The sequence below is a fragment of the Uliginosibacterium sp. TH139 genome (assembly GCF_002855595.1).
Taxonomy (GTDB): domain Bacteria; phylum Pseudomonadota; class Gammaproteobacteria; order Burkholderiales; family Rhodocyclaceae; genus Uliginosibacterium; species Uliginosibacterium aquaticum.
The window spans coordinates 81017-107534 of sequence record NZ_PKRR01000010.1; the positions used below are offsets into that span (position 1 = coordinate 81017).

General features: G+C 60.1%; 21 protein-coding genes. 17 read left to right on the top strand and 4 right to left on the bottom strand.

All coding sequences use genetic code 11. The annotated features are described in order from the left end of the window. Positions 1–8: 8 nt before the first annotated feature. The 4 genes from C0V76_RS17920 to tssJ are packed head-to-tail and all read right to left on the bottom strand — an operon-like array spanning position 9 to position 5634. Entirely contained in the window at positions 9–2849 is a 2841-nt protein-coding gene (locus tag C0V76_RS17920) for a type VI secretion system Vgr family protein (protein WP_101944273.1), read from the bottom strand. A gap of 31 nt (positions 2850–2880) precedes the next feature. Beyond that, positions 2881–3651 (bottom strand): DotU family type IV/VI secretion system protein, encoded by a 771-nt coding sequence (locus C0V76_RS17925; RefSeq protein WP_101944274.1) that lies wholly within the window; start codon positions 3649–3651, stop codon positions 2881–2883. Continuing rightward, positions 3648–4997, bottom strand: a complete 1350-nt coding sequence (tssK, locus tag C0V76_RS17930) for a type VI secretion system baseplate subunit TssK (RefSeq protein WP_254048295.1) — start codon at positions 4995–4997, stop codon at positions 3648–3650. The genes C0V76_RS17925 and tssK overlap by 4 nt, the downstream gene beginning before the upstream one ends. Positions 4998–5022: 25 nt before the next feature. Continuing rightward, entirely contained in the window at positions 5023–5634 is a 612-nt protein-coding gene (gene tssJ, locus C0V76_RS17935) for a type VI secretion system lipoprotein TssJ (RefSeq protein ID WP_101944276.1), read from the bottom strand. A 434-nt stretch (positions 5635–6068) separates the two neighbouring features. On the opposite strand from tssJ, the gene C0V76_RS17940 reads away from it, so the two are divergent. The 17 genes from C0V76_RS17940 to C0V76_RS18020 all read left to right on the top strand — a co-directional run bounded on the left by C0V76_RS17940 (position 6069) and on the right by C0V76_RS18020 (position 26344). Continuing rightward, positions 6069–6569: a tetratricopeptide repeat protein gene (locus tag C0V76_RS17940; RefSeq protein ID WP_143707467.1), complete on the top strand. Its 501-nt coding sequence runs from the start codon at positions 6069–6071 to the stop codon at positions 6567–6569. Between the two features lie 41 nt (positions 6570–6610). Next, positions 6611–7117, top strand: a complete 507-nt coding sequence (gene tssB / locus C0V76_RS17945) for a type VI secretion system contractile sheath small subunit (protein ID WP_101944278.1) — start codon at positions 6611–6613, stop codon at positions 7115–7117. Positions 7118–7121: 4 nt separating this feature from the next. Then, complete coding sequence (gene tssC / locus C0V76_RS17950; RefSeq protein WP_101944279.1) at positions 7122–8612, top strand: type VI secretion system contractile sheath large subunit; 1491 nt, start codon at positions 7122–7124, stop codon at positions 8610–8612. Positions 8613–8639: 27 nt separating this feature from the next. Then, complete coding sequence (locus C0V76_RS17955; protein ID WP_101944280.1) at positions 8640–9143, top strand: type VI secretion system tube protein Hcp; 504 nt, start codon at positions 8640–8642, stop codon at positions 9141–9143. 69 nt (positions 9144–9212) lie between these two features. Further along, positions 9213–9704, top strand: a complete 492-nt coding sequence (gene tssE, locus C0V76_RS17960; RefSeq protein ID WP_101944281.1) for a type VI secretion system baseplate subunit TssE — start codon at positions 9213–9215, stop codon at positions 9702–9704. Between the two features lie 5 nt (positions 9705–9709). Further along, a complete protein-coding gene (gene tssF, locus C0V76_RS17965) occupies positions 9710–11551 on the top strand; it encodes a type VI secretion system baseplate subunit TssF (RefSeq protein WP_101944282.1) in 1842 nt (613 codons plus the stop codon). Next, the gene (gene tssG / locus C0V76_RS17970; RefSeq protein ID WP_101944283.1) at positions 11515–12615 is read left to right on the top strand and encodes a type VI secretion system baseplate subunit TssG; all 1101 of its coding nucleotides are present in this window, start codon (positions 11515–11517) and stop codon (positions 12613–12615) included. The genes tssF and tssG overlap by 37 nt, the downstream gene beginning before the upstream one ends. 36 nt (positions 12616–12651) lie before the next feature. Then, positions 12652–15348: a type VI secretion system ATPase TssH gene (gene tssH / locus C0V76_RS17975; protein ID WP_101944284.1), complete on the top strand. Its 2697-nt coding sequence runs from the start codon at positions 12652–12654 to the stop codon at positions 15346–15348. Next, positions 15335–15790 carry a Rap1a/Tai family immunity protein gene (locus C0V76_RS17980; protein WP_101944285.1) on the top strand — a complete coding sequence of 152 codons (456 nt, stop codon included), beginning with the start codon at positions 15335–15337 and terminating at the stop codon, positions 15788–15790. The genes tssH and C0V76_RS17980 overlap by 14 nt, the downstream gene beginning before the upstream one ends. A 164-nt stretch (positions 15791–15954) precedes the next feature. Beyond that, positions 15955–16410, top strand: coding sequence for a type VI secretion system amidase effector protein Tae4 (locus C0V76_RS17985; protein WP_216821792.1), 456 nt, complete (start codon positions 15955–15957; stop codon positions 16408–16410). Next, positions 16407–16772 (top strand): T6SS amidase immunity protein Tai4 family protein, encoded by a 366-nt coding sequence (locus C0V76_RS17990; protein WP_101944287.1) that lies wholly within the window; start codon positions 16407–16409, stop codon positions 16770–16772. The genes C0V76_RS17985 and C0V76_RS17990 overlap by 4 nt, the downstream gene beginning before the upstream one ends. Then, positions 16769–19765, top strand: coding sequence for a type VI secretion system Vgr family protein (locus C0V76_RS17995; protein WP_158239278.1), 2997 nt, complete (start codon positions 16769–16771; stop codon positions 19763–19765). Before C0V76_RS17990 ends, C0V76_RS17995 begins: the two co-directional genes overlap by 4 nt. A 15-nt stretch (positions 19766–19780) precedes the next feature. Beyond that, positions 19781–22765 carry a hypothetical protein gene (locus C0V76_RS18000; RefSeq protein WP_101944289.1) on the top strand — a complete coding sequence of 995 codons (2985 nt, stop codon included), beginning with the start codon at positions 19781–19783 and terminating at the stop codon, positions 22763–22765. Positions 22766–22800: 35 nt separating this feature from the next. Then, positions 22801–23700, top strand: a complete 900-nt coding sequence (locus tag C0V76_RS18005; RefSeq protein WP_216821793.1) for an SUMF1/EgtB/PvdO family nonheme iron enzyme — start codon at positions 22801–22803, stop codon at positions 23698–23700. 2 nt (positions 23701–23702) lie between these two features. Beyond that, on the top strand, positions 23703–24614 hold the full coding sequence (locus C0V76_RS18010) for an SUMF1/EgtB/PvdO family nonheme iron enzyme (RefSeq protein WP_101944291.1): 912 nt from the start codon (positions 23703–23705) through the stop codon (positions 24612–24614). Between the two features lie 2 nt (positions 24615–24616). Continuing rightward, positions 24617–25531 carry an SUMF1/EgtB/PvdO family nonheme iron enzyme gene (locus C0V76_RS18015; RefSeq protein ID WP_101944292.1) on the top strand — a complete coding sequence of 305 codons (915 nt, stop codon included), beginning with the start codon at positions 24617–24619 and terminating at the stop codon, positions 25529–25531. A 237-nt stretch (positions 25532–25768) separates the two neighbouring features. Beyond that, a complete protein-coding gene (locus C0V76_RS18020; RefSeq protein ID WP_101944293.1) occupies positions 25769–26344 on the top strand; it encodes a phage baseplate assembly protein V in 576 nt (191 codons plus the stop codon). Positions 26345–26518 lie beyond the last annotated feature (174 nt).

The following is a 26518-nucleotide window of genomic DNA, read 5'->3' on the forward strand; positions in this document are numbered from 1 at the left end:
GCATGGCGTCAGCCAAGATAGGCTTTGATGGATTTCGAGAGGTCTGCCAGGGTGTACGCAGGCGGATCTTCCGTTGGGGGCGGATTCTCGTACTCGACGCTGTGCTCGCCTTTCTTAGGGACGTTCTCTATGTGGGCGTAGCCCTTGTCGTCCAACGTGCCCTTGCGTTTCGATCCGTCCGCAAAGGTGACTGTGTAGCGTACGTTCCCAAGCGGTTGGGCTTCCCAGCCGCGTAAATCAAGATCAAGCCAGTTTGCTTCTTCCACAAGCGGGCCGATTGGGAGCTTTTCTAAGGCGACTGCGTGCATCGTGCCCTGCGGTAAATCATCAAGATTCGCGCCAGAGCTCCCCCCACCCGCCATCACATGCTGCGCCCCCTTCACCGTAAAACTCCCCGGACACGCAAAGGTAATGTTTGCGCCCTCAAGCGTGATCGAGCTCTGCCCCGCCTGCAGCACGATCTTGCTGTTGGCCAGCACGTGAATCTCGTCGTTGCTGCTAGTGACGGTAACGTTCTGATCAGCCAGCACTTCGAGCGGGCCGTTGTGGGACTGGAGGCTGAGCGGGCCGTTGGCGGCGATCGCCTTGATGCCGCCAGCGTAGGTGTAGAGGCTGGTGGCGTCGCCCGAAACGAAACTGGCGGTATGTTGCGCCGTTAGCTGGGTATCACCCTGTACCGTTGCCGAGAGATGCTCTCCTGCAAACAGCGTGCTGCTCTGCGGCGTGGTGAAGGCGATGCTGGCCGGCGCTTCCATCAGCAAGGCCGGCCCCTCAAAGGACTTGAGCTCGCGATCCGGGAGTGCGTTGCCGTCAGGCGGCGGGGCCTCTGGATGAATGCTCTGGCGGAAGGCTTCGATTTTCTGGACCTGGGCCAGCGCATCGGCCTCGGATTGGGTCGCGGCATCCGAGAGACGCTGGGCGGTGTCATTCGCGGCCTTGAGCTGGCCGGCGGCTTCTGTGGTGTCCAGCTGGATTGATCCTGCGTTCTGACGCGCCGTAGCGGAGATCAGCATGCCTTTGGCGGCACGCTGGATCTGCCAGCCATCGGTGCGCAGCTCGAAGCCTTGCCCGCGCCCGGCACCACGCTGACTGCCGCTCGGGCTGTGATGGATCAGGTGCCCCAGATTGAGCTGGCTGGCAAAGGCGCTGCTGGCAAGACGGGTGCGTAGTTGCCCGGTGGCGTCATCAATCTGCCACTGGCTCCAGCCATTGCCATCCAGCGTCGGAGCGTGAATGCCCGCCACCACGCCAGAGTGGTTAGCCGCCTCACCGGCAGGCCAGGGCACTTCGTCCTGCCCGTTATGCAAGGCAGCAACGATGACCGGACGATCAATATCGCCCTCATGGAAATCCACCAGCACTTCACTGCCGATTCGCGGCGTGAAGTGGCTGCCCCAGTTGGCGCCGGCAAGCGCTTCGGCCACGCGTACCCAGGTGCCATTACCCAGCTCCCCCGTAGCGCGCTCGGTGTCGTGCGCGAGGCCCCCCGGGTTGGGCTGCTGACCACGCTGCCAGTGAAACTGGATGCGAACCCGCCCATCCCGCTCGCTACAGGTCCCGAAGGCGTGCGCGTTCTGGGTGCCGACAACGAGTGCGGTCTGCAGGCCCGGCACGGCAGGCTTGGGAAGGGCGCGCGGCACAAGGGGAAGCGAGAGAGGAACGCTGACTGCCCGGTTGCGATAAATGCCGCGTTCGATTCGCGCTTGCGCGCCCGCAGCATGGGCTTCGCTGTCAAGGTTGTTGCTGGCCTCGTGCTCGACGATCAGCACGCGCTGCCGCGCTGCCTCGCCCTGGATGGATGGATTCTGCGTGAGCGTGAAGCTGCTGCCTGCCTCCAGTTGGCGAACGCTGCCGGTGCTGCGATTCGAGCCGCCACTGAGTGCCATGAATGCCGTATGCAGACGCACGCTGCGCTCGGCCGCCGCCTGATCGCTGAATCGATAGGCGCCCGAGGCGTCATAGTCTTCCAGACGAGGCAAATCCCCTGCCCCGCCCTGTGCAGAAAAGTCAGCGTCGCTGCTCGCTGCGGGAGCAAGCAATTGCCGGTAATCCCAGCTGGCCAGTGTCGCGGCATTGCTGCCGAGGCTGCGCGCGCTCTGCCAGGTCTGAATGCTGTCGCTGGCTTCGGTCGCGTTGTTGCGATGAAAGCGCACAAGCGGCTGACGACTCTCGGGAGCCTCGCTGCTGCCATCGACGATGATGAGTTTGTGGCGGGTATGCGCCAGCTCGCCCGAGGCGGCTTCATCCTGCTGATGCTCGAAGTAGAAGGACAAACCTTCACTGGCAAACAGGCGCGCCAGGAAGGCCTGATCCGTTTCGCGGTATTGGGCGCACAGGCTGCGCAGCGGCAAGGTTTCGCTGAGACGGAATTCGAAGGCGCCGGCCGGGTAGTCAGCGAACACTTCGCGCGCAATGTCTTCAACACTTTTATCCTGGAAGATCCGGCTGTTACGGCGCAGAGCCATGCAGGCCGTCCACGGCTGCAGCTTCAGGGCATAGCGCGCCAGTGCACCATCGCTCCCCAGTTGGGTAGCGGCCGTCACGAGACCATGCCAGCTTCGGCTGCTGCGCCCGTCGGCCAGCAGGACACGCAAGGTGAGCTCTTCGCCGATCAGGGCTTTAAGCTCCAGATGCGCCGAGCTCGCCAGGCACTGGATCTCGAACTGAAAATCCTCCGACACCGCCTCGCGCCCACGCATCTGTTCAACCAGCAGGGCGGCCTCCGGCAGCGGGCAAACCAGCGTCAGCAGACGTGCGTGCTGGGAGAGGGATTTGAGAAAATCCTCGCGGCTGGGCAGCATGCTGCCCAGACCGGCAAAGAGACTCGTACTGGCAGAAGAGATGTCCATCAGAAGCTCGGGAAAATACGACGAAGCCGAATCAAGGCAGGGTGATCGTGATCCGCGCCTGACGCGGCGCGAGCTTGAACAGCTCCTGATAGGAAGCGAGCGTCTTGCCGGTCTGATGATCCAGATAGGCACGCAGGCCAATGAAGCCCAGCACTCCCATCAGACCCATGACGCTGGCAATCACCCACACCGGCACTTCGCTGCGCAGAGCATGCCGGATGCGATCCGGGATCGCCCAATGCGGCGCAAAAGCCGCCCGCTTGCCCTTGTGGTGCACCACTTCATCTCCCACCCGGGCGATCAGGTAATTGATCTTCTCCGGCCCCTCAAGCAGGTACTTGCCGCGAAAGCCATGCAGCAGACAGTGGTGAAACACCTCCAACGCCTGCACACGGCGAGCCCCTTGGGCGCGCAGTTGCTCCAGCTTCTCAAAGAAGCCCTCACCGGCCAGTTGCTCACCGAAGAGCGCAAGCTGCAGAGGCTGGCGCTCCCACTCGTCACGCACCGAAAAGCGTGAGCCGAGAATGGCCTCATCCACTGCGGCGCAGAAGGCGTACTTCACGTCATAGATGTCATCCGCCGAAGCATTCTGGCGCTTGGCATTGCGCTCGAACTCGTCAAGGAAACGCCGGATGCGCTCGCGAAACACGTTGGCATCCGCCGGGGCTGCGCGGTTTCGCAACATGAAAAGAAGATAGAAGCCGTCGTGCATGAGGTCTGCGAGGCTGCGCGCAATACGCGGCGCTTCAACTTTGGGCTGGGCCGGCGTGTTGCCGAAGAGGGTCGGAGCAGAGAGGCTCATTCAATCACCGCCATGAGTTCGAGTTTGAGATCCTTGAAGCCTGAGGGCACATAAATCGCGATGCTCTGTGCCTGCAGCATGCGTTCGTAAATGGCGCCATGTGGCTCGATAGAAAAGTAGTAACTGCCGGGGCGTACCGGAATGGCCGCAGGCACCTGTGGCGCAGCCATCAGTTTGATACCGGGCATGGCCGAGAGGACCAGCTTGTCCACATCGTCCGGGGCTCCCACTTTGACCCGCAGCGGCACGGCTTCGACCAACTCTGCCGGCGGCATGTCAGCCCCAACCGCCAGATACAGCGAAGCGTTCGCCCCCAGCTTGTCGGACTCCAGACGACCAGAGTACTGACCAGGCTTGCTCTCGGTGATGGTGATGGTCACATAGCGTGCCGAGATCACCGTATCAATCAGATCGCGAATAATGCGATCGAGCAATTGAAAGCCCGGCGCAGGATCCTGGTGCTTGTAGGCAGGCAGATCAGCCAGCGAATAGGCCTTCGAAAAGGTCAGCAACTGTCCCGCCAGACGCAGCATGCTCTGGAACAACCGCTCCGGATGCAATTGAGGAAGATGCAGATAATGCGAAAGCTCCGCAAAACCGGAGCTTGCGGTATGCAGCAGCCAGAAAGACGCCACGTCGCCCGAGCGAAACTCGATCACATGCTTGGACGGCTCACGATGATGGCCATAAAGCGCCTCACACTTGGCCTGCAACATATCCAGCAGACGGCGCAACATGCCATTCAGGAACGGTGAGGCGAGTACGCTGAGTGAAGGTGGCACGAAGCCAGGATCCAGCTCGAAACCCCCTGTGGCTGTACGGCGCACTTTCAGCAACGGAAACGACACGCACTGATCACGCGGCTCCGTATCGGCCAGCAGACGCACTTGCTTGCGCAGCACCGTCAGATCTCCGCTCACCGCATTCGTATACAGGTCACCGGCCTCTTCATTCGCCAGCAGATAACGAGCCGCCTGCGCCGCCCGTACCCCCACCTGAGCGTAGTTCCCTCCCTCCGGACGCAGTAAGGGCAGTGCCAGATAAAAGACCAGGCCTTCCGCTGGCAGGTCGAAGTCCGCCAGGGAGCGCGGATCCGGCAATGGGTCTACATAGGGCGCATCGATCTGCTCCCCGTCCTGAGCCAGCGCCTTGATTTCCACAAGCCGCAAGGAGCCACTATCCAGCGCATCGCGGTCCACACTCAAGGAGCCCACTCCCCACAAACAGGGGTGCACCGCGTGCAAACCAGTCGCCAAACGTTGCTCGTGATACAGATCCTGGCGCTGAAAATGCTGGGGCTTCAGAAACAAGCCCTCGCCCCACATCAACTTCTGAACTTTCTTCACGTCTTCGCTACCTCACCCGCTACGCTCACTTGCACGACACGCCACCCAACGAGCCGGCATTAACCAGCTGTGCATTGAAAGGCACGCCGCGCGACACCGTCATCGCACAGGCATGCGCCCCCATAACCACGCCATTGGCATTGGCTGGCTCCGCTCCCGAAAACACCAGTCGCCACCTGTCCGGATGCGGCTTGCGAAACAGCGCCACCACGCCGAGATAGGTGGCATCCCCTGCCAGCATTTCCTGACGCACGACCTCTTGACCAGGCGTGACCACCAACTCCTTCACCTCGATCACATCACTGGCCAGTGCCCCTTTTTCCGCCTGACCATCAGCCAACAGCTCATAGGGCGCCTGCATGAAGGCCGCTGGATCACGCAGACGATAGAACTTGATCACCACCGCCATCGGTCGCTGACGCTCATCGGCATTCAGGTTGCGGCCGGCAAACACCTCTACACGGGTGGGCTTGGCAGGCGCTGCAGCCGCTTTGGAAAGGCTCTCCGCCGGCACAAGCCCAACCAATGCCAGCGCACCATCTTTTATTTTTGTCGCACTCGAGCTGGCGCACCCCTGAAACAACAAAAACACCAAAAGAAGCGCGCAAATTCTTAATTTCTTAAAATCATCACTCATTACATGCTTCTTTCAAAAATCACCAAATACAACACCGCAAACAAAAAAATAAAAAATATCTCAAATCCATCAAACAAACAACCAAGCTATTGTTTTTTATGGATTTTTTAAGTCGCGCCACAATCTTAAACAAAAAACAGAGGGGCGAATATACAACGACACGAAATTTTTAAAACCTGCCCATTCGAACATTTTGTAATCAAAATTTTGGGTGCTAGGATGCGCCGCCAGCAGAAAATAAAGACAAGAATTTATTTAAAATTTTCGGCCGGATTTGATGAATTCGCGACTCAAGAAGGTTAATTACAATGAAATCTATCGTTTTGCCCGTTATTTCACTTTCTCTCGTCCTGCTGGTTGCCGGATGTGCCCTGTCACCGCAAACGCCTGCCCCGAAAACAACCGCTCAGTTGATCGAAGAGTCGCAGACCGCGTTGAACTCAGGCAACCGCGAAACAGCTGTCGCCCTGCTCGAGAGCGCATCGAAGAACAACCCTGCTGATGCAACTCCGTGGCTCAAGCAAGCCCAGTTGCATTTCGACGCGGACAACTACCCTGCCGCCATCCAGGCAGCGGATGAAGCCATGAAACGTGAGCCGGCCAACAAACAGGCCAAGGCCATCGCTGTCGTGGCCAGCCTGCGTGTTGCCATCCGCGCGATCAGCGACATGAGCCAGGACAGCATGCTGCGCGGCTCCAACCGCTCGGAGGCTGAGCGTCTGGCTCGCGCCTTGCGCGAAACCCTGGCTCAGGATCAGCTGGTGCCGCTCGAAGACCTCCAAGCGAAGTCCAAAACCAAGGCCAAGCCCCGCTCCACGGGCAAGACGGAGTCGGCGCCCGCTGCCCAGCCCGCCAGCGCCGGCACCCCGGCCTCTCAGCCCAAGCCTGCCGCAGCCCCTGCTGCGGGCGGCAGCCCCTTCAGCACCCTCAAGTAAGGCGCAGCCGCGCTGCCCCAAACACTGATCCGGAGACCATCGTGGCCAAATCAGAAAGCATCCAGAAGAAACTTCAGCGCGTACGCCCGCCCCGCGTTCAGCTCTCATATGACGTGGAAATCGGCGACGCCGTCGAGCAAAAAGAACTGCCCTTTGTCGTCGGCGTGCTCGGCGACTTTTCCGGCAATCCGGAAGCCCCTTTGCCCCGCCTGCGGGATCGCAAGTTCGTCAGCATCGATGGGGACAATTTCGACGACGTAATGAAGGGCATGGCACCGCGCACCGTATTCCGCGCCAAGAACACCCTTTCAGAGGCCGGCGGCGAGCTCGGCATCGAACTCAAGTTCGAGTCGATGGAAGACTTCCGCCCGGAATCCGTGGTGCAACAGGTCGCACCCCTGCAGAAGCTGCTCGAAGCCAGGAACAAGCTAGCCGACCTGCGCGGCAAGCTGGCCGGTAACGAAAAGCTCGACGACATCCTGCAACAGGTACTGACCAGCACCGAGCAACTGGCTGTCATCAGTCAGGAAACCGGTGTCAAGGAGTAAGCCCATGAACGCCAATCTTTCCGCTCTCCAGGCTGCCGCTCCGGCGGCTGAGTCAGCCTCCCTGCTCGACCGCATCGTGGCCGACAGCAAGGTGGCCAAGTCACAGGCCGAACACTCGCGCGCACGCGACCTGATCAGTGAGCTGGTTTCCCAGGTCATGGAGGGTGCCGTGGTGGTTTCGGACAATCTCTCCGCAACGCTGGATGCCCGCATTGCCGAGCTGGATGAACTGATCTCCGGCCAGCTCTCAGCCATCATGCACGCACCAGAATTCCAGAAGCTGGAATCATCCTGGCGTGGCCTTGAGTACCTGTGCAAGCAGTCTTCCACCAGCACCACCCTGAAGATCAAGGTCTTCAATACCAATAAGAAGGATCTGGTGAAGGACTTCAAGTCGGCCATCGACTTCGATCAGAGCGTGCTCTTCAAGAAAGTGTACGAGGAAGAGTTCGGCACCTTCGGTGGCGCCCCCTTCGGCGCCCTGATCGGCGACTACGAGATCGGCCGCCAGCCGGAAGACATGTACTTCATCGACCAGATGTCGCATGTCGCCGCTGCAGCTCACGCCCCCTTCATTTCCAGCGCCTCAGCTGAGCTCTTCGGACTGGAGACCTTCACCGACCTGGGCAAACCACGTGATCTGGGCAAGGTTTTCGATACCGTCGAATACGCCAAGTGGAAATCCTTCCGCGAGAGCGATGACTCCCGCTATGTGGGCCTCACCCTGCCGCACTTCCTGGGACGCCTGCCCTATCACCCCAAAGACGGCACCCCGGTAGAAGGCTTCAACTACGTGGAAGATGTAGACGGCACCGATCACAGCAAGTACCTGTGGGTAAATGCCGCCTATGCTTTCGCTGCCCGCCTGACAGATGCTTTTGACATGTTCGGCTGGTGCGCAGCCATTCGCGGCGTGGAAGGTGGTGGCCTGGTCGAGGATCTGCCAACCCACACCTTCAAGACCGACGACGGCGAAGTCGCGCTGAAATGCCCGACCGAGATCGCCATCACCGATCGCCGCGAGAAGGAGCTCTCTGATCTGGGCTTCATTCCGCTGGTGCATTGCAAGGGCACTGACTACGCCGCTTTCTTCGGCGCCCAGTCGGCCCAGAAAGCGAAGAAGTACAACACCGACTCGGCCAATGCCAATTCGGTGCTGTCATCGCAGTTGCAGTACATCTTTGCCGTCTCGCGAATCGCGCACTATCTCAAAGCCATGATGCGCGACAAGATCGGCAGCTTTGCTTCGGCCGGCAACGTCGAAACCTATCTGAACAACTGGATTGCCCAGTATGTGCTGCTCGATGACGGCGCATCGCAGGAAGCCAAGGCCCAGTTCCCGCTGCGCGAAGCCTCGATTCAGGTTTCCGAAGTGCCGGGCCGCCCTGGCGTGTACCGCGCGGTGTCTTTCCTGCGCCCGCACTTCCAGCTCGATGAACTTTCGGTCTCGCTGCGCCTGGTGGCCGAATTGCCGCAGTCCGCAAAAGGCGCTTGATCACTAACCCCCTAGAAGGAGCAGCAAGTGAAGGATATTTACGTTCAGTTCAAAGGCAAGTTCGACGTCAAGGGCGAGTCCCGCGACAACGATCATAAGGAATGGATTGAAGTCGGTTCCTGGCAGCACCAGATCCTGCAACCGAAGTCGGCCACCGCCTCCACCGCGGGCGGTCACACCGCCGAGCGTTGCGAGCACGGCGAGATGATTTTCGTGAAGGATATCGATCTGACCTCGCCCCGCCTGTGGGAAGGCTGCTCGGCTGGCCACACCTTTGACGAAGTGACCGTTGATTTCATGCGTGCCGACGGCGACAAGCGCGTGAAGTACCTCGAGATCAAGCTCAAGAACGTGCTGATTGCCGCAGTGACTCCGGCCGTGGGTGGTGAAGGCATCCCCACCGAGAATTTCTCGCTGAAGTACGCCGCTGTGCAGTGGACCTACACCGCGCAAGACATCAAGGGCGGCACCAAGGGCAACAAGATTGCCAAGTGGAGCCTGGCCAAGAACACGCCGACTTACGACGTGTAAGGCAGCCTCCAGCAACCGGCGCTCCCGCGCCGGTTGTTGCCCCTCCGAGTTCTAGTTTGAAAGCAGTTCATGGCTGGATTTCTGCCAACCCTCTTCGAGCGTCTGCGTGATGACGCGCCTCACCGCAGTGCCGAAACAGATCCGATGCGCCGCTGGTCCGTGGATGAGCTGAAGGAGTCCGTCGCCCGCGATCTGGAATCCCTGCTCAACAGCCGTGCCGCCTTGTTTTCCGACAGCTTCGAGCGCTTCCCCGAAAGCCACCGCTCAGTTGCCAGTTACGGCATGGGTGATTTCGTGGGTCTGAGCCTTGCCAATCCCGCTGATCGTGACCTGATCTGTCGCACCCTGGAGCGCACCATCGCACACCACGAGCCGCGTCTGCGCCAGGTGGATGTACGCCTGGAAGCGGATCGAAGCTCCATCGGCTGCCTGCAGTTCGGCATCAATGCCGTGCTCTACGTCAATCCGGCCAGCGAGCCGGTGACCTTCGATGCGCTGCTACAACCGAACACCCTGCAGTACTCCGTGGCCAAGAGCCGCGGTCTGTCCGGAGTCCGCTGAAGCTCATGCGCGATCTGCTGCCCTACTACGAGCAGGAACTGACCTTCCTGCGCCGCCACGCCCGCGAGTTTGCCCAGCGTTATCCGAAGGTCGCTTCGCGCCTGCTGATATCCGGCGACTCCTGCGAAGACCCGCACGTCGAGCGCATGATCGAATCCTTCGCGCTGCTCTCGGCCCGCGTGCAAAAGAAACTCGATGACGACTTCCCGGAGTTCACCTCCTCGTTCATCGATGTGCTCTACCCCCACTACCTGCGCCCCCTTCCCGCCTGTTCGATCGCACGCTTCGACCTGGGCGGCGCCGATGCCCAGCTCTCCGGCATCAGCCGGATCGAGCGTGGCAGCCAGCTCACCACCCGCCCGGTGAAGGGCATCAGCTGCAAGTTCCGCACCGCGTTTGATGTGGCGCTGTCCCCACTACGTATCGAATCCGTCGGCTATTCCGAGAGCTTCACGCCGCCACGCGGCTTTACCCTGCCCACGGGCAGTGCGGCCCTGCTGAGCATCGGACTAAGCTCTGCCTCCGAGCAGTTGCCACTGGGCAGCATCGAGTTGCAGAAGCTGCGCTGCTTCATTGATGGTGAGAGCTCGCAGGTCGAGCAGATCCGCGAAGCCCTGCTATCGCGCTCACTGGCCATCGTGCTCGAAATCCCGGGCGAATACCGCTGGCATCGGCTGGGAGCCGGCTTCACCCAGGCAGTCGGTTTCGGCCTCAGTGAGGAACTCTTCGACTACGACGCCCGCTCTCATCTGGCCTACCGCCTGCTCTCCGAGTTCTTTGCCTTCCCGGAGAAGTTCAACTTCGTAGATTTCGACTACGCGGCCCTGCGTGCCCTGCTGCCTGCGGGCATCCGCCGTTGCAGCCTGCATTTCATCCTCGGTTCGCAACACGACGACAGCCGCGATGCCCGCCTGCTCGAGCGCGTCAGCACCTCGAATATCCTCACCCACTGCACACCCGTAGTGAATTTGTTCGACCAGAATGCAGATCCGATCCGCGTCACCCATACCAAATCCAGCTATCCCGTGGTGCCGGACGCTCGGCGCGCCCATGCTTTCGAGCTCTACGCCGTCAAGTCAGTCTGCAAGGTCGAGAAGACTTCGCGCGGCGAAGCGGTGCTGGACTACCGCCCTTATTACGCCCTGCGCCACGGCGAAAATCTCGAGAACAGCGGACGCTTCTGGCATCTTCGCCGCGACGAGCAGGTTGCAGAACTAAGCCCCGGTTTCGAGTATGAAATCTCGGTGGTCGATATCGATTTCGATACCCGCGCCGAGAAAACTGAAACCCTCTCCATCGAGCTCACCTGCACCAACCGTGACCTGCCCGCGCAACTGCCTTTCGGCATGGCGGGTGGAGACTTGTTCATGGAAGGCGGCTCAGTCGCCCGCAGCATCAGCCTGCTGAGAAAACCCAGCCAGACGGTGCGCATCGATCGCAGCAAGTCTCACTGGCGCCTGATCTCCCATCTCTCTCTGGGCCAGCTCTCGCTTACCGAAGCAGGCCTTGAAACCCTCAAGGAAACCCTCGCGCTCTACGACCTTACCCGCTCCCCAGTCACCCGCAAGCTCATCGACGGGCTGCAGAGCATCTCGCATCAAGTCGTCACCGCGCGCATCGCCGGCAATCCCTTCCCAAGCTTCGTGAAGGGCGTGGAGATCCGCCTCGGCGTGAATACCCAGCACTTCGTCGGCACCAGCGTGGAGCAGTTCGCGCGCCTGCTAGACCACTTCTTCGGACTTTATGTCCACACCAACAGCTTCACCCAGCTCGTCGTGTGCAATCACGAAAATGGCGAGGAGATCACCCGATGCCTACCCCGCAACGGCGACCAAACGCTGGTGTAATCGAGCGCCTGCGTGAGGCGCCGTACAAATTTGAGTTCTTTCAGGCCGTGCGCCTGCTGGCCACCCATTTCCGCCAGGAACACAATGAGGCACCCTCGCGCATCATTGGCGAGCGCATCCGTTTCGGCAATTCGCTGAATATCGGTTTCGCCCCCAGCGAAATCGAGGCTCTGGATTTCGATTACCAGGAAGCCCAACCGGAAGCGCCGGCCTGGCCAGCCGAGGCCACGCTCCCAGCCAGCGAAGGCATCATCGCGGCTCGCCTCACCCCCAGTTTCATTGGCCTCACCGGCAACAACGGCACGCTGCCGCGCGGCTATACCGAAGATCTGATAGAGCGCGAGCTCCGCAAGCGCGACAAGGGCGCACGCGCTTTCCTCGACATCTTCTCGAACCGAGCCGTCGCCCTCTTCTACCGCGCCTGGGAGAAGCACCGTCTGCACTTTCAGTACGAGCGCAACCGGCGTGAGCGCTTCCTGCCGATGCTGCTCTCGCTGATCGGCGTCGGCAATGCTGGCACCCAGGAAAAGGTCTGCGATCCATCACGCCAGCTGATGGCAGAAACACTGGCCTATTACGCCGGAGCGCTCCGCCAAAGTGCGCGCCCGGCCCATCTGATCGAACGCATCGTAGCGGACTATTTCCGCGTGCCGGTGCGCCTGCGCCAGTTCGTCGGCCGCTGGCACGATCTGCCGGCAGCCCAGCAAAGCATGCTCGGCGCTGCCAACATGAGCCTGGGCGTGGATACCGTCTGCGGCACCCGCATGTGGCAATGCCAAACCGGTATCGCACTGGAGATCGGCCCGCTGGCGCGGGCAGATTTCGACCGTTTCCTGCCCGGCGGTGAAGCCGCCCGCGCCATCACCAGCCTGCTCGCCATGCTCACCGGCATCACACTGGATTGCACGGTGCGCCCCATCCTGCGGCGCCAGGATGTGCGCCCCACTCAGCTCGGCGGCAGCATCCCGGCCCGCCTTGGCCACAACACCTGGATGCTGACCCGCATGACCCAGGAAGACCGTAGTGACCTCGCCTGGGAAGTCCGCCACGACGCCGCAGCCTGACCCCTCTTTTCAACTCATTCCGCGCACCCAAACATCATGTCGAACAATCTCAAGGTTCTCATCAGCAAACTCAACCCCACCTGCCGCAAGGCCGCCGAGCGTGCAGCTGCGCTGTGCATGTCCTCCGGGCATTTCGAGGTCGATCTGGAGCACCTGTTCCTGGCCTTGTGCGAAACCGACAACTCCGATTTCTCGCGCCTTGCCCGCAAGTTCGACGTCAGCATCACCGCGCTCGAACGTGATCTGGCCAATGAGATCCAGCGCTTCAAAAACGGCAACACCCGCACCCCGGTGTTCTCCCAGCACCTGCCGGCGCTCTTCGAGCACGCCTGGCTGATCGCCTCGCTCGAAGCGGGCAATCATCAGATCCGCTCCGGGCATCTGCTGCTAGCGCTACTTACCGCACCGGATCTCTCCCAGCTCGCCTATCGTGGCTCCAAGCTGTTCGTGAAATTCCCGCTCGACGAGATCAAGCACAAGCTCGTCGAACTCACTGTCGGCTCCGATGAAGCCGTGCAGAACGTAAGCGCCGATGATACTGACGCCAGTGAAGTGGATGCCGAAGACATGGCAGCCGCCAGCCAGGGGCATGCCCGCAGCCCGGCACTGGACCAGTTCACCACCAACCTCACTGCCCGCGCGGCAGAAGGCAAGATCGATCCGGTAATCGGCCGCGACACCGAGATCCGTCAGGTGATCGACATCCTCATGCGCCGCCGCCAGAACAACCCCATCCTCACCGGTGAAGCCGGCGTCGGCAAAACCGCCGTGGTCGAAGGCCTCGCGCTGCGCATCGCGGCAGGTGACGTACCGCCCCCGCTTCAAGGCGTGGCGCTGCACACGCTGGACATGGGTCTGCTGCAGGCTGGCGCCAGCGTGAAGGGCGAGTTCGAAAACCGCCTCAAGAATGTGATCGATGAGGTGAAGAAAAGCTCTACACCGATCATCCTCTTCATCGATGAAGCCCACACCATGATCGGTGCAGGTGGCCAGGCCGGCCAGAACGATGCCGCCAATCTGCTCAAGCCGGCGCTGGCGCGCGGCGAGCTGCGCACCATCGCGGCCACCACCTGGAGCGAGTACAAGAAATACTTCGAGAAGGATGCCGCCCTGGCCCGCCGCTTCCAGGTCGTCAAGGTCGAAGAGCCCTCTGAGGACATCGCCAGCGCCATGCTGCGTGCCATGGCCGCGCTCATGGAACGCCACTTCAACGTGCGCATCCTCGACGAAGCCATTACCGAAGCCGTGCGCCTCTCGGCCCGTTACATCACCGGCCGCCAGCTGCCAGACAAAGCCATCAGCGTGCTTGACACCGCGTGCGCCCGCGTTGCCCTCGGCCAGAGCGCCACGCCGGCCCGCATCGAAGACACCAGCAAGCGCCTCGCGCGCATCGATACCGAACTCGCCACCCTCTCGCGTGAGCGCGCCATCGGCCAGGATCATGCCGAACGCATCAAGACACTGAATGCCGAGCATGTCAGCCTCAGCGAAGTGCTGACCGCAGACAAGGCTCGCTGGGAACTGGAAAAGCAGCTCGTCGAAAAAATCGCCGGCGAACGTCTGGCACTCGAACAGAAAGCGGCTCAGCCCGAGGCGGATGAAGCACCAAAGGGCAAGGCCAAAGGCAAGAGCGTACGCAGTGACGCCCAGCTCGCACTGGATGCACTCGCCGCCGAGCTGCGCAGCCTGCAGGGCGAGAGCCCGCTGGTGCCGCTGCAGGTCGATGGCAACGTGGTGGCCGAGATCATCTCGGGCTGGACGGGCATTCCGCTCGGCAAGATGGTCAAGGACGAAATCCAGGCCGTGCTCAAGCTCAAGGAATCGCTCGAAGCCCGGGTGATCGGCCAGCCTTTTGCGCTTGAATCCATTTGCCAGCGCGTACGCACTGCACGTGCCAACCTCGAAGACCCCAACAAGCCCAAGGGCGTGTTCCTCTTCGTCGGCCCCTCTGGCGTCGGCAAGACCGAGACCGCCCTGGCGCTCGCCGAATCACTCTACGGCGGCGAGCGCAACCTCATCACCATCAACATGAGCGAGTACCAGGAGGCGCATACCGTCTCCGGCCTCAAGGGCTCGCCCCCGGGCTACGTCGGCTATGGCGAGGGCGGCGTGCTCACTGAAGCGGTGCGCCGCAAGCCCTATTCCGTCGTGCTGCTCGACGAAGTCGAGAAGGCTCACCCGGATGTGCTGGAGCTCTTCTTCCAGGTCTTCGACAAAGGCGTAATGGACGACGCCGAAGGCCGCGAGATCGACTTCCGCAACACCCTCATCATCCTCACCAGCAACGTCGGCTCCAGCGCCCTGATGCAGGCCTGTCTCAACAAGGGCGCCGACGAGATCCCGACGCCGGAAGAACTGGATGCGCTGATCCGCGGCCAGCTCAACAAAACCTTCAAGCCCGCCTTCCTCGGCCGCCTGAAAGTCGTGCCCTACTACCCGATAGCCGACGACGTGCTCGAGCAGATCATCCGCCTCAAGCTCGACCGCATCGCCGCCCGAGTCGAAGCCAACCACAGCGCCGCCATGAGCTACACCGACGATCTCGTCGAAGCGGTGCTCGCACGCTGCACCGAAGTTGATTCTGGCGCCCGCAACGTCGACAACATCCTGAACGGCACGATGCTGCCCGAGATTGCCGGCAGCGTGCTCTCGCGCATGGCCGAAGGGCGCGAGATCAAGAAGATCAAACTCAGTTCCAACGACAAGGGTGAGTTCAAGTATGCGATCAGCTGACGTTCGCCACGTTCTCCCCGTAGGTGCGGCTTCAGCCGCACGCCAGCGCCGCGCTTCGGGCACGCCAGGCGTGTGGAGTGGCCGGCTGAAACCGGCCCTGTGCGCCGCGCTTTGTGCAGCCAGTCTTGCAGCATCGGCCGCGCCCGATGCAGCGCCGAATCCTGGCATCGACAGCGTGAATCTCTCCGGCGCGGACTTTTTCGCGGCTTATACCCATAGCGACCCGGCCATCCGCGAACGCGCCCAGCTTTATCTGCTCGGTGTGATGGACGCCAGCGAAGGTCGGAGTTGGTGCAGTTACCGCATCGCCAAGTCCGTCACCTTGCGCGAGATCGTGTTTGAGCACCTGCGCAAGCAGCCCGCCGCGAAGCTGAGCCGCCGTGCCTCAAGCCTGATCGAAGAGGGGCTGCAGGCTGCGCTCCCTTGTAAGGAAAAGAAATGAAACCCGCCTACTCAAGGCTGAAGGCCGCTCACTTTTCATCGAACTATGCCAGCCCGTCTTACAGCTCGACTACGAGCCTTCTTGCTTCACAAGCTTGAAAGCCAGACTTCTTCCGTAATCACCCGGAGCGCACGATGCCCCTATCCAGACCCGCATTTCAAACCATGTGGTCACACTTCTCCACCATTCATGGCGACGGCAGCCTCAAAATCGTTGGCGCAACAATTGGCGGGAAAGTTCAGGAAAACATCGATCTGGGCATCAAGGATCCCAGCGCCGGATTCACCAATGCCTGTGCCATCCGGATGAGCTACTGCCTGAACCGCTCCGGCACGCCCATAACGCGAGGCATCTGGAAAGCAGTCTCCGGCGGCGACAAGATGCAGTACATCTATCGCGTATCAGATCTGATCAAGTTCATGCACCAGGCCTTCGGCAAGGCTGATCTATCTGCAAAGAATCCGCAGCCCAAAGATTTTCAAGGCCTGCGAGGCATTCTTCTCTTTGGTGTGCCGTGGCGCGATGCTACAGGCCACGCGACGCTCTGGAACGGCGCCACATGCTCGGATCACTGTCACTTCCCTATCGCAACAGAGGCTTCGATATGGCTCCTGAAATGAGACTTGCCCTCGCATGCCTGTGCGCCGCAGCAAGCCTGTCGTGCTTCGCCAGTGCGCCTGAAAGAAAGCATTACACCCCCGCGCAATACCTCAAGAACTACGCACTCAGCGCGTGTATTGCGAACGGATTTCAGTCCGGGGAGGTCGTCAGCGATGCCCTTGCTGCGGCCAATGGCTACAAGGAGCTGGGCAGTCTGGATATCGATGCGTACAACGACGCGGCAGCCCTGGGCAAAGCGTTTCTCACGCGGGACTACCTGAGCCATGAGGGCTCAGAAAAACTCATCCTCATGAAATGCGTGGATCTGTTTCACAGCCGGGAGCTGAATCAACTCGCCCGAAAGTATGCGAAACGGAAATGAACCCTCCCCTCAATGCCCTGCCTGCTGACATGAACACGATCGCCACCGCCATCCAACAAGCGCTCACGCCCGGCCACTCCGACAGCACCCGCCTGCTGCGCCTGCATACGGCAGACAAGACTGTCTCCCTGCTCGCCGAACGTCTGGAGGGCGTCGAAGAAATCATCCCCGCCCGGGAGGATGGCGCAGGCTTCCGCTTCGAGCTGCTCGCCCTGAGCCCCAACACCCGTCTGCAAGCGGTCGACTGGCTGGGCAAGCCCATCCTGATCGAACTGCTCACGGCCCAGTCACGCACGGCCCTGCGCCCCCTCTCCGGCCACATCACCCACTTCGAAGCCCTCGCTGCCGATGGTGCCTTCGGCTATTACCGCCTCACGGTGGAGCCTTGGCTGGCCTTTCTTGCCCATCGGCGCGATAGCTATGTCTTCCATGACATGTCGGTCATCGAGATCGTCGAATCCGTGTTTGCCGACTATCTCGGTCAGGCTAGCCTCAACCCGGCCTGGCGCTGGGCGCTCGCCGATGCCTCGGTGTATCGCAAGCGCTCGGTGTGCACCCAATATCGCGAGAGCGATCTGGCCTTCGTGCAGCGCCTGCTGGCCGAAGAGGGGCTCTATGCCTGGTTCGAGCACGCAAGCGGGGCGAGCGCCGCCGAGGCTAGCCACAGGCTGGTGATTGCAGACCATATGGATGCCTTGGCGGACAACGCTCAGGCTTCGATCCGCTTTCACCGCTCCGACGCCACCGAGGCGGCCGATACGATCCAGCATCTGGTGTCGCAACGCGCGCTGGCAAGCCATGCGGTGTCGCTCGCGAGCTGGGATTACCGCAGCCTGGACGCGCGTCTCTCCAGTGCCCCGGGGCTGCCCGACGAGCAGGTCGCCAGCATGCCGCTGACCCGCTTTGATACGCCCGGCGCCTATGCCTGGCCCGATCGCGAAACGGGCGAGCGCTTCGCCCGCTGCCTGCAGGAGTCCATCGAGGCTCAGCGCCAGACACTGTTCGGTGAAGGCGCCGTGCGCAGCCTCACCCCCGGCAGCCGTTTCACTTTGCTCGATCACTTCGATGCAGATGCGCCCGAGGCGCAGAACGAGGCGGATCGCAATCGTTACGCGGTGATTCGCGTCCGCCACCAGGCCCGCAACAATCTTGGGGCGAGTCTCACCGAGAAGCTCGCGAGCACCTTCGGCGCGCCTCCTCAACAGCCTGAGGCGCCGCTCTATCACAACAGTTTCACCCTTCTGCCTACCGCCCTGCCCTGGCGCGCGCCCCTGAGCACCGAGCAAGGGCGCTTGCTGCGCCCGCGCCCCAGCGTGCAGGGCACGCAGAGCGCGATCGTGGTGGGCGATGCGGGCCAGCCGGTGCACACCGACCGCGACGGCCGCATCCGGCTGCAGTTTCACTGGCAACGCGGCGGCCAGAGCCATAGCCGGCTGGCCACGCCCTCGGGTGAGGACAACGCGCCGGCCAATGCCGGCAGCTGGAGCTGGGTGCGCGTGATGAGCCAATGGGCCGGTGCCAACTGGGGCGCTTCTTTCGTGCCCCGTGTCGGCCAGGAGGTGCTGGTCGCCTTTATCGAGGGTGATATCGATCGCCCGGTCGTCGTCGGCAGTCTTTACAACGGCCAGGGCGCCAACTCCGCGCAGGGCAATCAGGTGGCCAGCGGCGCGGGGGTGGCCACGGGCAATGCACCGGCCTGGTTTGCCGGCACAGATCCTCAGTCTTCCGAGGCGAGCGGTGAAGGCCATGCCCACCCTGCCGTGCTCGCCGGCTTCAAGACCCAAGCGATGTCCGCCAGCCAATCTGGCAACGGTGGATTCAATCAACTGGTCTTTGATCTCACGCCCAAGGAGCCACGCACCCAACTGGCCACCACCCAGTTCGCCAGCAGCCTGAATCTGGGCGCGCTGCGCCATCAGTTCGACAATCAGCGCAAAGCTTTCCGAGGCCAGGGCGCGGAGCTCAGCACCCACGAGTCCGGTGCGCTGCGCGCCGGCAGCGGCCTCTTGCTCAGCACCGACGCACGCGCCAATGCCACGGGCGCGCAGATGGACGCACGCCTTGCGAGCAGCCAGCTCGAAGCCGCCCACGGCCTCGTCAAGGCGCTCGCCGATTCGGCGCAAAAGCAGAAGGCCTCCCTCGAAGGCGAAGCCGCGCCCGACAAGCTCGCCGCAACTGAACAACTCGCCCACAGCCGGAACGTGCTGGGTGACTCTCAGTCCTCAGCACCCAGCCCTCAGTCCTCCGGCGAAGCCGGCTGGAGCGAGCCGATGATCATCGCCGAGACCCCTGCAGGCATCGGCGCCCTCACCCCCAAAGACGCCATCCTCAACGCCGGCAACACCCTCACACTCGCCGCACAAGACATCCACCTCGCCGCCCAAGGCAAGAGCGCCTGGGCGGTGAAGGACGGCATCGCGCTCTACACCTACGGCAAAGCCTCCGACAACAGCCGCCCCGTGCAGGACACAGGCCTCAAGGTCCACGCAGCAAAGGGCAAACTCAGCGTGCAGGCGCAATCAGACAAGGCCGACTTCAACGCCGACAAGAAGGTGACGATCACCTCCACCACCAAGGATGTGCTGCTGCAGGGCAAGAACGACCTCGCGCTCACAGCAGGCGGCGCGTCGATCCAGATATCGGGCGGGAATATCACGCTAATCGCGCCCGGAAAGGTTTCGTTGCTGGGGAGTCAGCGGAATTTCACGAGTGCGAAGAGTGCGACGCCATCACCGGTGAGTTTTATTCAATCCAGTCTCAATTTGTCTTCTGGCCCTCACTACCTTCGCTACCAAGCCTTGACCGTGCAAGGCGAGCCAATCAAGGGCGCCAACTACGTCATGCTCAGTCAAGACGGCAGCGTACTAGCATCAGGCCGCACTGACGCTCAAGGCCGCACACCACAAATCACCACCGAATTTGCGCAACGTGTGCAGCTCTTCCTGCAAGACGACGATCACCAGGGCTACCACGTGCAGCCTCAAGAAATCTAACCCAAGAGCTTCGATATGGCACACGGACAATTCTCTTTGTACTACTTGGATACCTACGGCGGCAGGCATGCAAGCGCGCAGACGCATTACCAAATCGTCAATGATGCAAACACGGAAATTACACGCGGCGTCACTGGAGCCAATGGAGAAACTGCGCAGTTTCCCAACACTAGTGCAACCAATCAGACATTCAAAATTAAAGTTCTGAACCCAGTCCTTGCCCGCTACGAAGACCCTGTAATTCGTGTGGAAGATCAAACCATTTCGCAATTACACATTGATGTGTTGGGCAGCAATGCTGCAGGGGCTATCACCGGGAAAGTGGCCCTACTGTCATTCCAGCGCGCGATGTTTGTGAACGCTGCCACCAACAAACCCATTGCCGGGGCCTCGTTCAAAGCGTTTATGGTGGACGACAAAGGCAAGCGTGTTCGCGCACGTGACGCAAAGTCAGGCCAGCTCATTGAAGGCAAAACCGATGCCAAGGGTTTGACAGAGCGTATTTGGTGCACAGATAGCGTGAGTTTTGAATTCACCTACCCAGGTACCCGTGCGCTGATTAAAACTGGATACCTTGAACCCTTCGTACAGGGCGGCACATCAACCCATCACAATGTACCGTTTAAAACCATATCGGCGAACACTGCGCCGGATGCGAACCATACCGTGCCTTTGGCAGGCGTAACTTCGGCACCCGTGGTAGTCAACCCGCAGACACAAGAGTTGCTGGTCGTGCCGCGCAAAGACTTTGAAGACTTTGAGAAATTTAGCGGGCAGTTTGACGCTGTTCTGCGCACCAAACACCAAGCACAAGCAGACCTTGGCAAGGCACTAGAGTCGAGAGACGCCGATGCGGTCGCTGCTGCTGAAAAGGCCTTGGGTTTGGCGGAGGACAAGGTAAAAGAAACGTTAAACAAAAACTTTAAAAAGCTCACAGACATTCGAGAGGTCTACACCTTCGAAACCACCACCAGCGGAAAGCTCGACGGCAAGCCCAAAACGACGCTTCGTCGTCGCTACATCAATGAAGGCCACTATCTAAAGCTAAAAAACAACCGACTCAACCGTGAACAATTCAGCATCAAGCTCACGGTCAAAGACATAGACGGCACCACAAAAAAACAATACGAAGGCAAAGGCCACACCGCCATTGACGCTTCAAATAATCTGCAAAAAAACAATGCCGCTGCCAAAGCCAAAGCAGACAAAGAGGAAGCAGCAAAAAATACCGATGAAGCAAAAAAGGCTGCTGCCAAAAAATCTGCTGATGCGGCTAGAAAAGAAGCCTACTACGCCGACAAACCCGGCAAGGCCCCGCCGCCACGCACCCCATTAGGGGCCGGGGCCGTAGACCGCAATTTACTAACTAAATCCATGTCGAACATACTTGGCGAGCTCAAGACCAAGGGGCTCGATAAAAATGCCTACGGTACCCTAGACTTGCCCGGCTTCGGCGGGCAGCTGGCCGACAGCATTGAGTACAGCGAATCTTTTGACACCGACTACTCGGCACAGTGGCTGCGGCTGGTCGGAGCGGCAGGCGCACAAAGCCAAATGGACTGGCGCAAAGGCGCAGTGGGCATTAGCGGCAACCTGCAAGGCAAGGTAGTCGCGTGCGAAGGCAGCTACGCGATGCACTATGCCGTGCCCTCGCGTGCGGGCTGGCTCATGACATGCGGTGGCCAAGACATGGGCGCGATACGCGTCTACCTGGAACTTACGCTGTATGGTTTTGCGGGCGCCAAAGTGGCAATGGAGGGCAGCGCCACGCTCAAGTTCATACCAGGCGTCGGCCCGTCGCTTGAAGGAAAACCCCGTGATAAAGGCCCCAACTATACAAGCATGGTGAAGACCGCTTGGAAGGACAAAAACAAACCCATCAAACTACCTTCCTTTGAGGCCGATGGCGAAAACACCGCAATGCCGGATGGCACGGGTGTCAAAGCCAGTGTGGACGCGTTTGCCGGAGCAGAAGTCGGCATCACCCCGAAAGGCAGCTTGCAGTGGCTACCGCCGGAAAAGAAAGACTTTATAAGCTTTGCTGACGTGGCCTTTGATTTTGCCCTAAGTGCAGGCGCCGGAGCCAAGGCCAACTTTCACATGTACTACGCCCACGGCAAGTTCCGTTTCAAGATGGCTGCTGGCCTAACGTGGGGTGTCGGCGCCAAGGGAGCGCTGGATTTTGCTGTAAACCTAGACCAGATGGCCGAAATGGTGAAATGGCTGGCCATGCAGTTGCAGCACGTGGGCTTCAAACAACTGGTGTTTATCGAGAAGGAAGCGTTTCAGGCATTGTCGCAAGTCTTAGTGATGTTGATTGGCGAGCAAACTCCCCTGGGGCAAGCCCTGGCCAAGTCGGCGGAAGAAATAGATCAAAACTTTAATGCCATGCTAAAGGCAATTGACCGCTCCGATGCACGCAAAAAAATGCTCGATGGCATCATGCGCAATCCGCACTGGCTGGTGAATGCCACCCCTGAGACACGTGGCATGCTCCTCTATCAAATGACTCGCCACTGGGCCTATGATCATGCTGGTGATACTCCAGCGGTAAAAAGGGAGGGGACGGGCTACCTGCCCAATATCCACTTCCTGGACCGGCGCAAGCAAGCCATTCTGAAGATATTAACCCCTGTACAGCTCGCCAAAGAATGGGAGAATGTGTTTCAGCATATGACGGCCAAAGGCACCAAGATCGCCAAAGGTGATGCAGGCCACAACGAAGGCGACGTGCTGCGCTTGCTGAACAACGGCCTGAATCTGAGCGACGATCTGCAGAAAGCCTTTACCAACACCAATGCAGGCAAAAACGCAGCCAACAAAGAGATGGATAACCCTTACCTCACTAAATTTTTTGAAATGAAAGCAAGGCTTAAAGGAAAGTTCCCTAAAGGTTACAAGGTGGCGATGAATGACACGCCGGCCTTTAACATTTCTGGCGAAAAAACCAGTCCGTCGTTTGCCTTGGCAGAAATTAAAGACACCAACACGGTAACCTGATGATGTTCAGATCACACCCTCGCCGCGCCTTAAGCATGAGCTTGGCACTGTGCCTAACCGCGTGCGAAGCATCCACCACCCCGCCCACCAAGATTGCTACGGCGCCCACCCCCCAAAACCCGGCCCTGCACGCTCTGATCGCCAAGACCAAAAAAAACTTGGTATTTGTAGAAGGCGGCACATTTCAGATGGGCGATTTTGGCATGGTGCACAACGCAGAAAAACTGCCTTACTACGGGGCACTGGATACCATGCCGCTGCACAAGGTCACGCTAGATAGTTTCTCCATCGCAGCCTATAAGACAACGTATGAAGACTACGACGTCTACACTGAAGCGACTGGGCAGAAGAAAATTGCGCAAGATCCGCGCGACATCGAATACAAGCGCCGTACAGCCCCTGCCGGGGCTCACTGGCAAGCTGCGCGTGACTATTGCCAATGGCTTGGCAAGCAAGTGGGCACGCCCATGGACTTGCCCACTGAGGCGCAGTGGGAGTATGCCGCGCGCAACCGAGGCCAGATGGTGATCTATGCCACCGACAACGGCAAGATAGATGCGGGGCGCAATGTGCCAACTTATGAATGGCTCGAGGAGCACAATCAAGCTGAAGGTGTTTATTCGTCAATTTATTCGGGATATGAAGTCGGCCTATTCCCCCCGTCACCTTTAGGTCTATATGACTTGGTTTCGAATGGAAGGGAATGGACACTGGATTGGTACGACGCAACTTATTACGCACACTCACCTGTTTTCAACCCCAAGGGGCCAGAGTCTGGAGCAGAAAAGGTGTTGCGAGGTCACGAAAACATGTCCCGCGACGGTGTGGAGATGCGTGGAATGACGATGGTGCGGCACTCAAGCCCGTTAATGCCAAAGTTCGTCAGTATCACCCACCTTCGCTGCGTTGCCACTTCCACAAAAAAAATCCAATAAAAATGCGCGCAAGCAAGACTTTCGCTTGGTTTGCCTTGGCTATTTTCTTTTCGTCTTGCGAAGCATCCACCCCCGCGCCCGCCAAGAGTGCTTCGGCGCCCAGCCCCCAAAGCCCGGCCCTACAAGCTCTGGTCGCAAAGACCAAAAAGAATCTGGTATTTGTGGAAGGCGGCACATTCCAGATGGGCGACTTCGGCATGGTACACAACGCTGCAAAACTGCCCTACTACGGCGCGCTGGATACCATGCCGCTGCACGAGGTAACCCTTGATAGATTCTCCATCGCGGCCTACAAGACAACGTATGAAGACTACGACGTCTACACCGAAGCGACTGGGCAGAAGAAGATTGCGCAAGATCCGCGCGACATCTACTACAAGCGCCGCACAGCGCCTGCCAGGACTCACTGGCAAGCCGCGCGAAACTATTGCCAATGGCTGGGCAAGCAGGTGGGCACGCTCATGGACTTGCCCACTGAGGCGCAGTGGGAATATGCCGCCCGCAACCGGGGCCAAATGGTGGTGTATGCCACAGACAACGGCAAGATCGAAGCGGGTCGCAATGTGCCAACCTATGAATGGCTGGAAGAACACAACAAAGAAGGGTCCGCAAGCTCACTATATGAGGTTGGGTTGTTCCCTCCGTCCCCGTTAGGCTTATACGATCTGGTCTCGAACGGAGCGGACTGGACGCTGGATTGGTATGACGCGAAGTACTACGCGAACTCCCCCATCCTCAACCCCAAGGGGCCCAAAACGGGCACGGAGAAAGTAACCCGCGGTCAAGAAAATCTGGAGCCGGTAGCGATGGAGATGCGCGCTATGACCATGGTTCGATTGCCAATCGATCCGACGGGGAGATTTGCGGATTACGCCATGCGCTGTGTAGCCAATTCCGCGCAAAAAATTCAATAGAAATGCGCGCGAACCAAACTTTCTCCTGCTTGGCCTTGGCGCTGTGCCTAGCCGCTTGCGAAGCCTCCAGCTCCTCGCCTGCAACCGACGCTAAAGCGTCGCCCCTCGAAAACAGCGCCCTGCAAGCGCTGGTCACCAAGACCAGGAAAAACTTGGTGTTTGTCGAAGGCGGCACATTTCAGATGGGCGATTTTGGCATGGTGCACAACACTGCAAAACTGCCCTACTACGGCGCGCTGGATACCATGCCGCTGCACGAGGTAACCCTTGATAGCTTCTCCATCGCGGCCTACAAGACAACGTATGAAGACTACGACGTCTACACCGAAGCGACTGGGCAGAAGAAGATTGCGCAAGATCCGCGCGACATCTACTACAAGCGCCGCACAGCGCCTGCCAGGACTCACTGGCAAGCCGCGCGAAACTATTGCCAATGGCTGGGCAAGCAGGTGGGCACGCTCATGGACTTGCCCACTGAGGCGCAGTGGGAATATGCCGCCCGCAACCGGGGCCAAATGGTGGTGTATGCCACAGACAACGGCAAGATCGAAGCGGGTCGCAATGTGCCAACCTATGAATGGCTGGAAGAACACAACAAAGAAGGGTCCGCAAGCTCACTATATGAGGTTGGGTTGTTCCCTCCGTCCCCGTTAGGCTTATACGATCTGGTCTCGAACGGAGCGGACTGGACGCTGGATTGGTATGACGCGAAGTACTACGCGAACTCCCCTGTCCTCAACCCCCAGGGGCCCAAAACGGGCACGGAGAAAGTAACCCGCGGTCAAGAAAATCTGGAGCCGGTAGCGATGGAGATGCGCGCCATGACCATGGTGCGGCTGCCAGACGAACCGGGGCCAACCAAGTACCTGGGTTACGCCATGCGCTGCGTAGCCAATTCCGCACAAAAAATTCAATAGAGATGAGCAAGACCAGGGTCAGGTCTTGAATTGAAGCATTTGTGTGCAAAGGCGAGAGCGCCCCGATGCGGATGCCGCCGGGCCCGCAACAATCTTGGGGCGAGTCTCACCGAGAAGCTCGCGAGCACCTTCGGCGCGCCTCCTCAACAGCCTGAGGCGCCGCTCTATCACAACAGTTTCACCCTTCTGCCTACCGCACTGCCCTGGCGCGCGCCCCTGAGCACCGAGCAAGGGCGCTTGCTGCGCCCGCGCCCCAGCGTGCAGGGCACGCAGAGCGCGATCGTGGTGGGCGATGCGGGCCAGCCGGTGCACACCGACCGCGACGGCCGCATCCGGCTGCAGTTTCACTGGCAACGCGGCGGCCAGAGCCATAGCCGGCTGGCCACGCCCTCGGGTGAGGACAACGCACCGGCCAATGCCGGCAGCTGGAGCTGGGTGCGCGTGATGAGCCAATGGGCCGGTGCCAACTGGGGCGCTTCTTTCGTGCCCCGTGTCGGCCAGGAGGTGCTGGTCGCCTTTATCGAGGGAGATATCGATCGCCCGGTCGTCGTCGGCAGTCTTTACAACGGCCAGGGCGCCAACTCCGCGCAGGGCAATCAGGTGGCCAGCGGCGCGGGGGTGGCCACGGGCAATGCACCGGCCTGGTTTGCCGGCACAGATCCTCAGTCTTCCGAGGCGAGCGGTGAGGGCCATGCCCACCCTGCCGTGCTCGCCGGCTTCAAGACCCAAGCGATGTCCGCCAGCCAATCTGCCGATGCTACTAAAGCCCCTCGCCATGAAGGCAGCGCCCTGCAGAGTGATCGAGCAAAGTGAAACGGTAGCCGGGGGCATTGTTTTTTTTTCCCCAAAAGCAAAACCCCCCTGCCTCGTGAGAGACAGGGGGGTTTTGGGTATGGGGTAGTCTGACGATGACCTACTTTCGCATGGGCGGACCACACTATCATCGGCGCGGTTTCGTTTCACGGTCCTGTTCGGGATGGGAAGGGG

Coding starts and splice junctions, on each gene's coding strand:
- C0V76_RS17995 (WP_158239278.1), top strand. CDS start 16,769: ATGAACCCTCCCCTCAATGCCCTGCCTGCTGACATGAACACGATCGCC.
- tssJ (WP_101944276.1), bottom strand. CDS start 5,634: ATGAGTGATGATTTTAAGAAATTAAGAATTTGCGCGCTTCTTTTGGTG.
- tssF (WP_101944282.1), top strand. CDS start 9,710: ATGCGCGATCTGCTGCCCTACTACGAGCAGGAACTGACCTTCCTGCGC.
- tssH (WP_101944284.1), top strand. CDS start 12,652: ATGTCGAACAATCTCAAGGTTCTCATCAGCAAACTCAACCCCACCTGC.
- tssE (WP_101944281.1), top strand. CDS start 9,213: ATGGCTGGATTTCTGCCAACCCTCTTCGAGCGTCTGCGTGATGACGCG.
- tssG (WP_101944283.1), top strand. CDS start 11,515: ATGCCTACCCCGCAACGGCGACCAAACGCTGGTGTAATCGAGCGCCTG.
- C0V76_RS17980 (WP_101944285.1), top strand. CDS start 15,335: ATGCGATCAGCTGACGTTCGCCACGTTCTCCCCGTAGGTGCGGCTTCA.
- C0V76_RS18005 (WP_216821793.1), top strand. CDS start 22,801: ATGAGCTTGGCACTGTGCCTAACCGCGTGCGAAGCATCCACCACCCCG.
- C0V76_RS18015 (WP_101944292.1), top strand. CDS start 24,617: ATGCGCGCGAACCAAACTTTCTCCTGCTTGGCCTTGGCGCTGTGCCTA.
- C0V76_RS17985 (WP_216821792.1), top strand. CDS start 15,955: ATGTGGTCACACTTCTCCACCATTCATGGCGACGGCAGCCTCAAAATC.
- C0V76_RS18000 (WP_101944289.1), top strand. CDS start 19,781: ATGGCACACGGACAATTCTCTTTGTACTACTTGGATACCTACGGCGGC.
- C0V76_RS17920 (WP_101944273.1), bottom strand. CDS start 2,849: ATGGACATCTCTTCTGCCAGTACGAGTCTCTTTGCCGGTCTGGGCAGC.
- C0V76_RS17925 (WP_101944274.1), bottom strand. CDS start 3,651: ATGAGCCTCTCTGCTCCGACCCTCTTCGGCAACACGCCGGCCCAGCCC.
- C0V76_RS17990 (WP_101944287.1), top strand. CDS start 16,407: ATGAGACTTGCCCTCGCATGCCTGTGCGCCGCAGCAAGCCTGTCGTGC.
- tssC (WP_101944279.1), top strand. CDS start 7,122: ATGAACGCCAATCTTTCCGCTCTCCAGGCTGCCGCTCCGGCGGCTGAG.
- C0V76_RS18010 (WP_101944291.1), top strand. CDS start 23,703: ATGCGCGCAAGCAAGACTTTCGCTTGGTTTGCCTTGGCTATTTTCTTT.